The 13,142-nt window shown below is 60.7% G+C and carries 12 protein-coding genes; 8 read left to right on the top strand and 4 right to left on the bottom strand.

Annotated elements, in window-relative coordinates; translation table 11 throughout:
• The first annotated feature begins 122 nt into the window (after nucleotides 1-122).
• The 4 genes from ACFZCE_RS27070 to ACFZCE_RS27055 all read left to right on the top strand — a co-directional run bounded on the left by ACFZCE_RS27070 (nucleotide 123) and on the right by ACFZCE_RS27055 (nucleotide 2,450).
• Nucleotides 123-911: a hypothetical protein gene (locus tag ACFZCE_RS27070; RefSeq protein WP_390943632.1), complete on the top strand. Its 789-nt coding sequence runs from the start codon at nucleotides 123-125 to the stop codon at nucleotides 909-911.
• Nucleotides 908-1,282, top strand: a complete 375-nt coding sequence (locus ACFZCE_RS27065) for a hypothetical protein (RefSeq protein ID WP_390943631.1) — start codon at nucleotides 908-910, stop codon at nucleotides 1,280-1,282. Before ACFZCE_RS27070 ends, ACFZCE_RS27065 begins: the two co-directional genes overlap by 4 nt.
• Before the next feature lie 362 nt (nucleotides 1,283-1,644).
• A complete protein-coding gene (locus ACFZCE_RS27060; protein WP_390943630.1) occupies nucleotides 1,645-2,082 on the top strand; it encodes a hypothetical protein in 438 nt (145 codons plus the stop codon).
• On the top strand, nucleotides 2,079-2,450 hold the full coding sequence (locus tag ACFZCE_RS27055; RefSeq protein WP_390943629.1) for a hypothetical protein: 372 nt from the start codon (nucleotides 2,079-2,081) through the stop codon (nucleotides 2,448-2,450). Before ACFZCE_RS27060 ends, ACFZCE_RS27055 begins: the two co-directional genes overlap by 4 nt.
• Nucleotides 2,451-2,851: 401 nt before the next feature.
• Here the strand turns inward: ACFZCE_RS27055 and ACFZCE_RS27050 are convergent, their stop codons facing one another.
• Together ACFZCE_RS27050 and ACFZCE_RS27045 are read right to left on the bottom strand one after the other, a co-directional pair.
• Nucleotides 2,852-3,883 carry an AraC family transcriptional regulator ligand-binding domain-containing protein gene (locus ACFZCE_RS27050; protein ID WP_390943628.1) on the bottom strand — a complete coding sequence of 344 codons (1,032 nt, stop codon included), beginning with the start codon at nucleotides 3,881-3,883 and terminating at the stop codon, nucleotides 2,852-2,854.
• A gap of 1 nt (nucleotide 3,884) precedes the next feature.
• Nucleotides 3,885-4,928, bottom strand: a complete 1,044-nt coding sequence (locus ACFZCE_RS27045; protein WP_390943633.1) for a nitrilase-related carbon-nitrogen hydrolase — start codon at nucleotides 4,926-4,928, stop codon at nucleotides 3,885-3,887.
• Nucleotides 4,929-5,088: 160 nt separating this feature from the next.
• On the opposite strand from ACFZCE_RS27045, the gene ACFZCE_RS27040 reads away from it, so the two are divergent.
• The 4 genes from ACFZCE_RS27040 (at nucleotide 5,089) to ACFZCE_RS27025 (ending at nucleotide 9,213) form a co-directional block, all read left to right on the top strand.
• Nucleotides 5,089-7,125, top strand: coding sequence for an FAD-dependent oxidoreductase (locus ACFZCE_RS27040; RefSeq protein ID WP_390943627.1), 2,037 nt, complete (start codon nucleotides 5,089-5,091; stop codon nucleotides 7,123-7,125).
• 39 nt (nucleotides 7,126-7,164) lie between these two features.
• Complete coding sequence (locus ACFZCE_RS27035; protein WP_390943626.1) at nucleotides 7,165-8,031, top strand: 1-aminocyclopropane-1-carboxylate deaminase; 867 nt, start codon at nucleotides 7,165-7,167, stop codon at nucleotides 8,029-8,031.
• Nucleotides 8,032-8,061: 30 nt separating this feature from the next.
• Complete coding sequence (gene thpR, locus ACFZCE_RS27030) at nucleotides 8,062-8,610, top strand: RNA 2',3'-cyclic phosphodiesterase (RefSeq protein ID WP_390943625.1); 549 nt, start codon at nucleotides 8,062-8,064, stop codon at nucleotides 8,608-8,610.
• Between the two features lie 132 nt (nucleotides 8,611-8,742).
• Complete coding sequence (locus ACFZCE_RS27025; protein WP_390943624.1) at nucleotides 8,743-9,213, top strand: DUF805 domain-containing protein; 471 nt, start codon at nucleotides 8,743-8,745, stop codon at nucleotides 9,211-9,213.
• A gap of 697 nt (nucleotides 9,214-9,910) precedes the next feature.
• On the opposite strand, the gene ACFZCE_RS27020 is transcribed toward ACFZCE_RS27025, so the two are convergent.
• Nucleotides 9,911-11,278 (bottom strand): MATE family efflux transporter, encoded by a 1,368-nt coding sequence (locus ACFZCE_RS27020; protein ID WP_390943623.1) that lies wholly within the window; start codon nucleotides 11,276-11,278, stop codon nucleotides 9,911-9,913.
• Nucleotides 11,279-11,354: 76 nt separating this feature from the next.
• Nucleotides 11,355-12,956, bottom strand: a complete 1,602-nt coding sequence (locus ACFZCE_RS27015) for an ATP-binding cassette domain-containing protein (RefSeq protein WP_390943622.1) — start codon at nucleotides 12,954-12,956, stop codon at nucleotides 11,355-11,357.
• Nucleotides 12,957-13,142: the final 186 nt, after the last annotated feature.

Here is a 13,142-nt window from a genome sequence, read left to right as displayed (position 1 = left end):
CACTCGACCTTGGGCTACAGAGCACCGAACGAGTACGAGCGGCTAGCTGCCTAGACACCACTTATTGAGGTGTCCGGAGAAACTTGACCAGGCCAGATCCTGATGGGGGGTGCCGGCATGAGTTGGAGGAGCAGCTGAAAATTGCTCGGAAGATACACCTGGCATTAGCTGAAAACGAAGCCCCCATTGATGATTTTCTCATCAAGAATGAGGCTTTGATAAAGTCAATGTTGGGCTACGCGTCATTATATCCAGGCCCTGTTGGTGATATGTGGAGTCGGCATCTCGATGCGGTGCATAAAACGATGAAAGCAATTCAGGAAATCCATGATGCGCACATGGGGCCAACTGGGGATGGTAACAAGCCACTATTTTACAAGAAGCGTGATGTGTATTTTTACCGATTGGAAAATCAGTTGAGGGGCATAGGCCGCTTCGCGACTGGTTTGCAGAAAGATATGAGCATCAAGGATAGACTAGAGATCTCTACAAAAAGCTATGAAAATAAAGGGTACATCAAGGGGTACTCTGACAAGCTTGATCGCGTAGCCAGAGCATCAAATCTTATGAGTAAGGGCACCTATCTGGGGATGGGGCTTTCTGCTGTTGGTACTGGCTTGACCATTAGAAATGCATGTGCGTTAGGTAGGGAAGGGCAGTGTGCGAAGGTTTCGGTGGTGGAAACTAGTAAGCTAGTCACTGGCCAAGGATTGAGTTTGGCTGCGGGAAGCTATCTGGGTGGGACCGCAGGAGGGGCAATTTGTGTAGCCATAGGAGTACCAACTGGAGGCGTTGGTTCAATAATTTGCGTTGTGGCTTTGAGTGCAGGTGGTGCCTGGCTCGCCGATAAAGCTGGATCTTGGGGAGCAGGTTTTGCTGCTGAGGCGTTGTATGAGGTAATCGTTGAGTGAGAATTTTCTTGGCCTTTTTCAGCGCATTCTGTTTCGTGGGTGGAGTGGCGTCTATACTAGTCACTATAGTTTTCGTAAATAAAAAAATTGATGAAATCTATGCGTATTTCGAAGGCAGTGAAAGGCTAAAGTATTTTTTGAGATATTCTAAATATGGAGGTTTCAAGGGAAAATGGGCTTTTTATAATTTTGTGATTGGGCTCCTGCAGCGTAAATCATGGTCGGTTCGAAAGGGCTATGTAGAGAAGCAATATCTTGACGCCTTCCCTGCTAGTTTAGAATTAATCATGAAAAGGCTTTGGTGGTTAAACGGCATCCTATTTGGTTGTGGCATGATTGGAGCTTTGTTGCTTAAGTGGCTGAAGGGGTAATGTCAAAATTACTTTTGGGGCATTGGTACTGAATAGGCTGAGGTAGCTATTACAGCGCCTGCCACGAACTGCCCGCCTCACTTGCCCAAACCCTGGCAGGGTAACTCGCAGGATCTTTATATGGGGCTGTCACTGAGTGACAGTATCTATAGCCGTTTTAGGTGCCTTGTGCTTTGTAGTTGCAACGTTTGTGCTGCTCATAAGTTTTTGGCTGTTTCGCTAGAATTTCGATAGGATTTATAGCTGTTTCGAGGGCAGTGAGTGGCGCCAGTATCATCTGGCGCACGCCTAGCGTGGGGGTATTAAAGCTAGGTGGTTATTCTACGGTTTTGTTATTGGTATGTTTCAGCGGAAAGCTTGGTATGTTGAAAAGTGGATCGTGGAGAGGGAGTATCTGCGACTATATTAAAGGCTGCTCAAATAAGCTTGATGTAGTGGCAAATAATTCTCCTTTTATGAAAAAGGGGGCGTATTTGGGGATGGGGATCGCCACCGCCAGTACGTTGTTGACAATAAGAAATGCTTGCGAGGTAGGGCGAAAGGGTCAATGTAAAAAAGTTTTAGTAGTGGAAACGAGCAAGCTGGTGGGAGGGCAGATGGCTGGAGCTTATTTGGGTACGTATATGGGAGGGGCTTTCGGTGGTACGGTGTGTGTAGGGATCGGCATACCGACTGGGGGGGGTGGTACAATTGTCTGCTTAGTTGCACTTGGCGCTGGAGGGGCCTGGCTGGGCGATAAAGTTTGTTCTGCAGTAGCGGGCAGGTTTTCTAAGTCAATGTATGAAGTGATTGTGGAATGATAATTGCTATTTCTGCTTTCGGGGCTATTTGCTGCGTTTTGGCGTCGCTTATATTGTTGTTGAATTTATGGTTTTTACAAAAGAACTTCAAGCGAATTTATAGCTGCTTTGAGGGCAGTGAAAGATTCAAGTATCACCTAAGGGACGCCTTATCGGGCGGGGTCAGGGCAAGGTGGCTTTTTTATGGTTTTGTTGTGGGTATGTTGAAAAAGAAAGCTTGGTATGTTGAAAAAGGGTTTATCGAAAAAGAATACTTAGACGCCTTTCCCAAAGATTTAGAATGCCACATGGTCAGGCTTTGGACTACGGGGGCCATGTTGATGCTAATAGGCGTGGCAAGTGGTGGTTTGGTCGCCTGGCTGGAGTGAAGTGATTTACCCTCTCGGGCGGCCAATCATTGCCGCGGGAGCTCTGGTTTCGACTGCGCTATGTCCGTGCAAAGGGTAGTTGAGAGAAAATACCGGGCCATCTTCATCCTCGCAGTCATGCTGTACTGCTCGGGTGGTGGCTCAAAATTCTGCTGTGCCTGCAAAACGCCTTCTTCCTGCCCATGCTAGCCAGCGGCCTGTACCTGTCCTACCTCGAGCTTTGACCCCCGTCACCATTCGGTAAATTTCCCGCGCTACCCTCCGTCTTATCCAACCCCACCTCACAAAAAGGCACCCCCCATGAGCGAATACGAAGAAGAGCTGCTGGAGCTCGGCGAAGACCAGCGCGACCTGCCGGAACCTGCCGACGACGCCACCGAACTCTAGGCGTTGCGCAACGCCTAGCCCCCCTCCCGCCGAAACGCCCCCGGTGTCACCCCGCTCCAGCGCTTGAACGCGCGGGCGAAGGCCTCGGCTGAGGCAAACCCCAGCAAATACGCAATTTCCCCAAACGCCAGGTCGGTCTCGCGGATGTACACCCGCGCCAGGTCGCGCCGGGTATCGGCCAGCAGGGTGCGAAAGCGCGTGCCTTCTTCGGCCAGTTTGCGCCGCAGTGTCCAACTCGGGATTTTCAAGCGCGCGGCCACCAGTTCCAGGTCGGGTTCGCGGCCGCCGCCGAGCAGTGGGCCGAGCAGGGCGGTGACCCGTTCGCTGAGGCTGCGGGTGCGGGTGAGGTGGGCCAGTTCGGCTTCGCACAGTTGCAACAGGTGGCGCCAGGTGCCCGGGCAGTGCTCGGGGTTGCGCAGCGCCAGTTGCGCCTGGCCCAGGCGCAGGCGGTTGGCGTGGGCGCCGAATTGCACCGGCTGCTGGCACAGCGCTGCGTAGCTGGCGGCGTAGGCGGGGGCGGGGAATTCGATCTGCACCTGCTCGGCGGCCAGCGGCGTGCCGGCCAGTTGGCCGAGCTGGCGCAGCCAGCCGCTGAGCACCGAGTCGACCACAAAGCGGTTGTAGCCGTTGTAGGGGCTGATGGAGTAGAAGCTCAGCCAGGCGCCGTGGGGGTCTTCGTCGAAGCTGGATTGCCCGCGGTAGTTGCTGGCGTATAGCGGCTCGAAGCGCACCAGGGTGCGCGCGGCCTCGCGCACGGTGGGCGCCTGGGCCGCGGTGACGCCGGCCAGGCCGAGCAGGGCCAGGCGGCTGGCGCGGCCCATGTGCAGGCCGAGGGCCGGGTCTGCGCAGAGGGTGATGGCGGCGTGGCCCAAGCGCATGTAGCGCGGGATCGACAGCCGCGCCCGTGGCTCGGCCAGGCGCGCGGCGTCGAAGCCAAAGGCCTCGAGCAGCGGCGCGGCGGGCTGGCCCTCGGCGGCCAGGGCCTCGGCCAGCAGTTGCACGAAGCCTAGCGACAGGTCACCCAGGCGCACCGCGGGGCTGTTCATGCTACAGCCACAGGTTGACCAGGCGCGCGCCTGGGCCGGGGGCGGCTTCGTTGGCCTGGCCGGCGGCGCCGACGAAGCTTTGCCCGTAGTTGCGCCGGTCCCAGAAGCGCCCGTGCATGAACACGCTTACGCTGGGCACCGCCGGGGCCAGGCTGGCGGCTTGCCAGGCCGCGCGTTCGGCAGCCCAGGTGTCGGGCCCGTCGAGGAAGGCCGGTATGGCCAACAGCTGCGCGCCAGCGGCCACCAAGGCCTGGCCGCGCTCGGGGCTGAGGGCGTCGTGGCCGATCAGTACGCCCAGGCGCCCGGCCGGGGTGTCGAACAGTTGCGGCGGCGGCGCCGGCTCGGCGTCGGCCACCCCGCGCATGCTCTGCGCCTCGCGCTGGCGCAGCGGCGCGCCGAGCACCTGGCCGTTGGCGGCGAACACCAGGGTGGTGTTGTACAGCGGGCCGCTGCTGGTTTTCAGCTCGCCGTCTTCGAGGCGCGGCGATGGCAGCACGATGCTGCCGGCCACCAGGGTCACGCCGAACTGTTCGGCCAGGCCGCCGAACAAGCGCTGGTATTCGTGGGCCATGTGCCGCGCCTTCAGGCGCAGGCGGGCGTCGGCGGAGCGGTCGTCGTCGGCGGCGCCGAGCCAGGCCCAGGCGAAGGCCAGCGGGTGGCTGGCGGCCAGCCAATGGCTGGCCTCGCTGTGTGCGCTGGCCTGGTAGAACTCGCGTTTTTCACCGCGCAGCCACAACCAGGTGCCGATGTGCTCGGGCAGCACCACCACCGTGCGCGGGTTGATCAAGCCCAGCTCGCGGGCCCGTTGCAGGTAGGCAGCGAGCTTCAGGCGCAGGCGCGCGACGTCTTGGTAATCCGGGGCGAACAGCTCGGCCTGCACGCCCAGCAGGTTGCCGCGCTCGCTCGGGCTGCCCTGGTTCACCGCCAGTTGGATGCGCAGGTCGCTCAGGTAGTGGCTGGCGCTGCGTTGCTGCGCCCAATAGCCATAGGCGCCAGCCAGCCCAACACACAGCAACAGTAGGAAACAAATCAAAAACTTGCGCATTGCACCGGCCTGCGGGAATTCGCCGCTCAGGGTAGTCGCCCTGTGCGCCAGGATCAACGACTTGTCAGTTTCGATCATTGAGCCTGCCCCGTGGCGGCTTTACTGTCAGGGCCAGGCGTTAACGATAAAACGCCCTGCCTGAACAACCGGAGTTGCCCTGATGACCACCAGCCCCTACCCGCACCTGCTTGCCCCGCTCGACCTCGGCTTTACCACCTTGCGCAACCGCAGCCTGATGGGCTCGATGCACACCGGCCTTGAAGAACGCGAGCACGGCTTCGAGCGCATGGCGGCGTATTTCGCCGAACGCGCCCGCGGCGGGGTAGGGCTGATCGTCACCGGTGGCATCGCCCCCAACGAAGAAGGCGTGACCTACGCCGGCGCCGCCAAGCTGACCACCCCTGAAGAGGCCGAGCGCCACCGGGTGATCACCACCGCGGTGCATGCCGAGGGCGGCAAGATCTGCCTGCAGATCCTCCACACCGGGCGCTACGCCTACAGCCCCAAGCTGATCGCCCCCAGCGCCCTGCAAGCGCCGATCAACCCCTTCAAGCCGCGGGAGCTGCGCACCGAGGAGGTCGACGCGCAGATCGAAGACTTCGTCCGCTGCGCGCGCCTGGCCCAGCAGGCCGGCTACGACGGCGTCGAGGTGATGGGTTCGGAGGGGTACTTCATCAACCAGTTCCTCGCCGCCGCCACCAACCAGCGCAGCGACGAGTGGGGCGGGCCGTTCAGCCAGCGCATGCGCCTGCCGGTGGAGATCGTGCGGCGCATCCGCGCGGCGGTGGGCGAGCGCTTCATCATCATTTACCGGCTGTCGATGCTCGACCTGGTCGAGGGCGGCAGTGACTGGCCCGAGGTGGTGCAACTGGCCCAGGCCATCGAGCAGGCCGGCGCGACCTTGATCAACACCGGCATTGGCTGGCACGAGGCGCGTATCCCCACCATCGCCACCAAGGTGCCGCGCGCCGCCTTCGCCCAGGTGACCGCCAAGCTGCGCGGCGCGGTGCGCCTGCCGCTGGTCACCACCAACCGCATCAACACCCCGGAAGTGGCCGAGCGGGTGCTGGCCGAAGGCTGCGCCGACATGGTGTCGATGGCCCGGCCGTTTCTGGCCGACCCGGAGTTCATCGCCAAGGCCGCCGCCGGCCGCGCCGACGAGATCAACACCTGCATCGGTTGCAACCAGGCCTGCCTCGACCACATCTTCGCTGGCAAGCTCACCAGCTGTTTGGTCAACCCGCGGGCCTGCCACGAAACCGAGCTTAACTACCTGCCCACCGCCACGCCCAAGCGCATCGCCGTGGTCGGCGCCGGGCCGGCCGGGTTGGCCGCGGCCACGGTGGCCGCCGAGCGTGGCCATCAGGTCAGCCTGTTCGACAGCGCCGCGGCGATCGGCGGGCAGTTCAACGTGGCCAAGCGCATCCCGGGTAAGGAAGAGTTCTTCGAGACCCTGCGCTACTTCCAGCGCAAGCTCGCCACCACCGGCGTGGCGCTGCACCTGGAGCAACGCATGAGTGTGCCGGCGCTGCTGGCCGGCGGTTTCGACGAGGTGGTGCTGGCCACCGGCATCCAGCCGCGGCTGCCAGCGATTCCGGGCATCGAGCACCCCAAGGTGCTCACCTACCTGGACGTCATCCTCGGCCACAAGCCGGTGGGCGCGCGGGTGGCGGTGATCGGCGCCGGCGGTATCGGCTTTGATGTGAGCGAGTTCCTGGTGCACGCCGGCGAGGCGCCGAGCCTGAACCCGGCGCTGTTCTGGCAAGAGTGGGGCATCGACCCGGCGCTCGAGGCGCGCGGCGGGGTGGCCGGGGTGCGCGGCCAGGTCAGCGCGCCGGCGCGGCAGGTGTACCTGCTGCAGCGCAAGGCCAGCAAGGTCGGCGACGGGCTGGGTAAAACCACCGGCTGGATTCACCGCGCGGGCCTGAAGCACAAACACGTGCAGATGCTCAACAGCGTGGAGTACCTGGCCATTGGCGATGCCGGCCTGCAGGTGAGCATCCAGGGCGGCGCGCCGCAGTGGCTGGAGGTCGACAACATCGTGATCTGCGCCGGCCAAGACCCCCTGCGCGAACTGTACGACGGCCTGCTCGCCGCCGGCCAGGCGGTGCACCTGATCGGCGGCGCCGATGTGGCCGCCGAGCTCGACGCCAAGCGCGCGATCAACCAGGGCAGCCGCCTGGCCGCCACGCTGTAACGGGTTACACTGGCGCCCTGAGTGTTGAACGAGGGCGCCATGCCTGTTTTCACCCGCGCCCTGGCGGCGCTACCGATGCCCCCTTTGCAGCCGCTGCGCCTGCCGGGCCTGGCCGATGCCGCGGTGCTGCGGCTCGACTTGGTCGACCCACTGCTGAGCGGCAACAAGCCCTACAAGCTGCAGGGCTACTTCGAGCACGCGGCCGCGGCCGGTGCCAAGGGTTTGATCAGCCTCGGCGGCGCCCACTCCAATCACCTGCACGCCCTGGCCGCCGCCGGGGCGCGCTTTGGTTTCGCCAGCGTCGGCCTACTGCGCGGTGAGCCGGTGGATACGCCCACGGTGCGCGACCTGCAACGCTTTGGCATGCAGTTGCACTGGCTGGGTTATGGCGGCTATCGCCAGCGCCATCAAGCGGGCTTCTGGGCGCCGTGGCTGGCCCGCTACCCAGGCTTTGAGCCGGTGCCCGAAGGCGGTGGCGGGGCGCTCGGCCAGCGCGGTTGCCGCGTGCTGGTGGAGCAAGCGTTGGCGCAACTGCCGGCGTTGGGCTGGGCCCACTTCGATGCCTGGTGGCTGGCCGCCGGCACCGGCACCACCGCCTTGGGCATTGCCGCGTTCGATGCACGGCCGGTGTACGCCGCCATGGCCGTGCCACCCGGGCATGGCGTGGAGGCCGCCGTGGCGGGCACTCAGGTGCAACGGGTCGAAGCCGCGCGGCAGGGCTTCGGCCGCTTCGACGACGAGCTGCTCGCCTTCGTCGCGCAGTGCCCGTTGCCAGTGGAGCCGCTGTACACCGGCAAGGCGCTGATGGCGCTGCTGGCCCACCCGCTGCGTGAGCAGCGCGTGCTGTTCGTGCACACCGGCGGCATACGCCCGCCGGCGGAACACCCCCGCGCAGCGCCACTCTGAACCTTGAGCCCACCCGGAACCGATACCGCCATGGCCGTGCCCCCCGCAACTTTCAGCGAACCGAGCAAACGCCTGTTCTTCGCCCTGGCCGCCACCCCGGCGCTGCGCAAGAGCATCAGCCAATGGCGCGCCGGCCTGCGCCTGCGTAGCGGCAAGCCGGTACCGGCGGAGAACTTCCACGTCACCCTGATGTTCCTCGGCGCGGTACCGATCCGTGACATCGCCGCCATTTGCCACGCCATCGACCACATGCCCCGCCCCGGCGGCTCGCTGTTGCTCGGGCTGGACCACTTGGACCTCTGGCAGAACGTCGGCGCCCTGGTGCTGGCCGCCGAACAGCCGCCGAAAAACCTCCTGCGGCTGGTCTACGACGTGCAACAAGCCGTGCTGCCGCTGGGCTTCAGCGACGCCCACCGCGAATACCGCCCCCACCTCACCCTCGCCCGCGACGTGCGCGGCGGCGTGCCAGAGGCGATGGTGGCGCCGGAGTTCATGCTCAGGGCCACGGCGTTTGGCTTGTATGAGTCGGTGAAGGGGCGCTACCGGTTGGTGCGGGAATGGCCTTTGGTGGGGGGATGATCGGGGGCGGGTGCGTTCTGTGCCGTCAATTCTGGCCACGAATTGTAGGAAACCGCTGAAGTTGCCCCCATGCCCCGAATCACCCTCATCTGTGCCATAAACTACTGGCCCCCTACCACCAGGAGGCCCCCGATGGCAGCCCAACTGTGTTCCACCTGCAACACCCTTCTCGCGGAAAACGGCCGCCCCTGTAGCCGCTGCAAACCCTCGCCGTACCTGCCACCGATGGCGGAATGCGCAGTGCCTACCGCCCACTTTTACCCGCAACTGTGGCGAGACATCTTCAACTTCCGTGGGCGCCTGCGGCGCAAGCACTATTGGCTGGGCGTGCTCTATAACCTGCTGCTGTTGCTGGCCGTGAACTTCGTGGTGGGCTTCATCTTCGCCCTGTTCAAGCTGGGCGACCCGGCCCCCCTCTGCCTGCTGTTGGCCGTGCCGTTCTGGGCCATCGGCGTTTCGATGGCCGTACGCCGCGTTCACGATGTCGGCCGCCGGTGGTACTGGGTCCTGGTCCCGGTCGTGGGCTTTGTGTTCTGCCTGATGGCGGGGCACGCGGGCAGTAACCTGTTCGGCCCCGCCCCCAAGGCGCCAGCGGGTAGGTAAACGGCGCTGGTGAGGCGGGCTGGCCGTTCGCCCGGCATCGCCGGGGTGCTGTTCAGGATTTGTATAAGTCCTTGACTAACCTAGCAATACAGAACCCGTGGGAGGCCGGCTGTGCCGGGCGAAGGGCCAGTCAGGCCATGCGCTCAGTAAAACCAACTGGAAAAAACCAAGGCTTTTCGCCCTCGATTCAGCGCTTTGATTACAAAGTGAACAGCATTACGGCTGCGCCGGGCGACGGCCCCAAAGCACCTGCCCAGATTTCAATCCCGTCCACACACCGCCCACTCAACATCAACTTCCACCGGGGACTGCCCGCGGTGGCTGACCAACAGCAATACCGCCTGTTCTGGCCGCAGTGCACCTCGCGCACCCGGCCTGCTCCGGTAGGGAAAGCACGCCCCGATGCAGAAATAAACACTAAAGAACGGGGCCAGAAATCAGTACACCCGCGCCATCAGCACCGCCATTCAAATAGTGCCGGCAGAGTCACCTCTTGCAGTGAATGCAGCACTCCGGCGATCAGTGCAATGCGCTGCATGTGCTGATGAGTGACGCTGAGCAGTCCGCCGCGTGCCAGATTTTTAGCAGGTAATAGCGTGTTTTAAATCGATCTTGGGGAGTATTGTTGTGGGATGGGCGCACTAGCTTCGGTGAGTGGCCAAGATTGAAAATCTAGTGAGTAGTGTAATTTGGTTTTTCATGATGAATGAAAGTCCAAGGGGTATTTTGGGCGGGTTAAGGCTTTGAGTAGTAATAGAGATGCGCCTACTGCTGCGGCAGTAAATCCATATTGCATTCCGTGCCAGATACCTTCCGGCTGCCCAGGGTTCAGTGAAAGCAAGACGTTTTGGGACACGTATCCAACTCCCCATAATCCAAAAATATTCACTAGAAGTGGCAGTCTTACAATTTCGCAGCCCCTTAATATCCCAGATATTGTTAACGCGTAGGTATGAATGATTAAGAATAGAATGGACAACCGCAGGAAGCGTTCCATGTGGCGCACTATGGTGAGGTTTTCATTGCTGAGGCTAGAGAAGAAAATTTCAAAAATAAAATCTCGAAATATATACATGGCAGCTAGTAAGAAGCAGATGAAAAAAATAGCAGTGCCTACTGTTTTTTTGAAAAATTCGATCATTTGAGTTTTGGTTTGGAATCGAACTTTTGCAGAAACCTGTATGGCGCAATACTCACTGAACCCTAGAGCAAAAACAACGACCACTTCATTGAGTTGCAGGATTGCAAGGTGTGCCGCTAGCGCCTCTTCCGGATATTGGCTCATAGTAAAGGCCGATACCGATAGAAAGCCGACAGTGCTAATTATAGTGAGCCCTATGGGAACGCCTATTTTTATTATCTCTCCTGCTTTGAGCAGGCATTGGTGAGGTGATGCCCTGTTCCTTAACTCATTGTTTGGGTGGTTCTGGAACTTACGGTTGGCGTAGGCGTATATTAATGCCAAGCCCAGCCATGACGATATGCACGTTCCAATGCCGGCCCCTGTTACCCCTAAAGCCGGTAAAAAAGAGTTTCCATATATAAAGATAAAGTTCAATGCTACATTACTGGCTAGTTGAAATGCAGCCGCTATCACTATGTGCCGGCCATCACCCTCGAAGGCTAAGATTTCCCAGTGGTAGATAAAAAGCAGATTAGGCAAGCAGCTCAGGCCTAAGAGTGCCATATAATGTTTGGCATGCTCTGCGCGAACTGTAGGTTGCTCCAGTACTGCCATCAGTTCCGACCCGAAAAATAGAATGGTAGCAACGATGACACTGTAGAGCGTAATTAAAATTAGGGCTGCACGTTTTGTAGCTTCAGCATTAGTTGTTTCTTTTGCTTCTAAGTAGCGACCGTAAATAGGGGCAAAGCCAAGGACGATACCTTCGCCCATGATAAATAGCAGGCTATATATTTGCATTGAAAGGCCCCCAGATACCAAGTCTGGTATGCCATGCCGTGCAAGCATTATCGTATCCATCATCGGCATCAGAACAATGGTCGCGTTAGCTATACCCAAGGGAATTGCGCCTGTCAAAATTTCCCTAATACTAATTGCCATCGTTTAGTCGTCTCGAAAAATGCATTTACAGAATCCGATCTCCAGCGAGGTAGGGTTGTTGGCACCTGCCCAAATTTCAATCCCACCCACACACCGCCCACTCAACATCCACTTCCACAGGGGACTGCCCGCGGTGGCTGACCAACAGCAGCACCGCCTGCGTCGGCAACTGTCGCAGCAGGTAGCGCCACACTTGTGGCTCGGTGCGCACATCGAGCGAGTGGGTGGCTTCATCGAGTATCAACACCTGCGCCTGGCGCAACAGGCTGCGCACCAGCGCCATCCACTGCAATTCCCCGGCGGACAACCCGGCTATAGGTTGGCTGGCCATCAGCGCCCGGTTACCGAACGCCGTGGCCCAGAGGTCAAGCTCGCGCTGCACACGCACTTCGGATAACCCCGGGTGCCCCAGTGCGATGTTTTCGAACAGCGTGCCAGGTACCCACTCTACTTGGGCGCCCAGGTAATGCACCTGCTCTGGCCGTACCGCCCCGCCCGCCAGCAAAACCTGGTAAACGCCACGCAGCCAGGTGGTTTTACCCGCGCCTGAAGGCCCCACCACCCGGATACGCGTGCCGCGCCCCAGATGCAGGGTATTGCCCTCATAGCTGAACGCCAGCTCGCGTTGCAGCCGCACCTCCCTGACCGGCCCTGCAGCCAGCACCGGTGGAGCACTGGCCGCCAGGGTATCGAGCAAGCCATATCCGGCGCGGATGCTGATCAACCCATGCAAGAGGTTGTTGAACGCCGCCGATGCCTGAGTCACCGGCGCCAGCAGCCGGTCGAGGTATACCACCAGCAGGAAGATCTGCCCTGCGCCGATCGCACCGTGCTCCACCAGCCAACCGGCCCAGCCGAATACCCCTACGTAGGCGGCGCAGATGCACAGCGTCAGGTAGGTCGCGCGCCGGTATTTTTGCGCAAACAGCCGTTGGTATTCGCCTAGCGCTGTATCGATGCGCTGGCCCAACTGCCGGCGGAAAAAAATCTCGGCCGCCATCTCTCGCGCCAACTTGCCATTGGCCAGGATGCTGCCGCTGTAGGCCAGTACTTGATTGTCGGCCTCGTAGGCGCACTGCCCGCACTGCACCTCGCGCACCCGGCCCACACCCGTGGAGAAAAACAGCACGCACGCACCGATCAAGAAATAAACGATAAAGAAAGGGCCCAGAAACCAATAGACCAGTGCCATCAGCAGCACGCATTCGAACAGCGCCGGTAGGATCACCACCAGCAGCGAATGCAGCACGGCCATCAACCCGACCTGCATCTTGCTCAGGATCGCCCCGCGCTCCGCCACTTGGCTGGCACTGTCGGCTACCCCAGGGTGGCCGCGGTGGAGCGCGGCGATACGCTCGACCAAGGCATGGCAAAAGGCGTAGGTGGCGTTGTACAGGGTGGGGTTGATCAGCACCCAGCGGGCGTCGGTGAGGGCCTGGCCGAGAAAGCGCAACAGCACGTACGCGCCGATGTACCACAGCGCGCCATCGTCGCGGTAATGCTCGGCCAATTGCTCGATCAAGCGGGCGATGGCCAGGGGGGAGAGTGCTGCCAGGCCTACGCTGGCCAGCAGCACGCTGGCGATCAGCGCAACGCGCTGTTTGTGCTGATGCATGAAGCTGAGCAGCCCGTCGCGTGCCAGCCGCTTGAGCAGGGTGGCGGCGTGTTTTGAATCCATGTGCGGTGGTTTTTTATTGTTGTGGGCCGCGCACACTAGCATCGGTGGGCTGCGGAATCCTGGGTGTGCCAAGCGCCGTTACAATTTGCCTGTGGCCTGGTCAAGTTTCTCCGGACACCTCAATAAGTGGTGTCTAGGCAGCTAGCCGCTCGTACTCGTTCGGTGCTCTGTAGCCCAAGGTCGAGT

This window comes from Pseudomonas sp. NPDC007930 (assembly GCF_042958985.1).
Taxonomy (GTDB): domain Bacteria; phylum Pseudomonadota; class Gammaproteobacteria; order Pseudomonadales; family Pseudomonadaceae; genus Aquipseudomonas.
The sequence above is the reverse complement of the archived record's forward strand: the minus strand, read 5'-3'. Positions and strand labels throughout refer to the sequence as shown.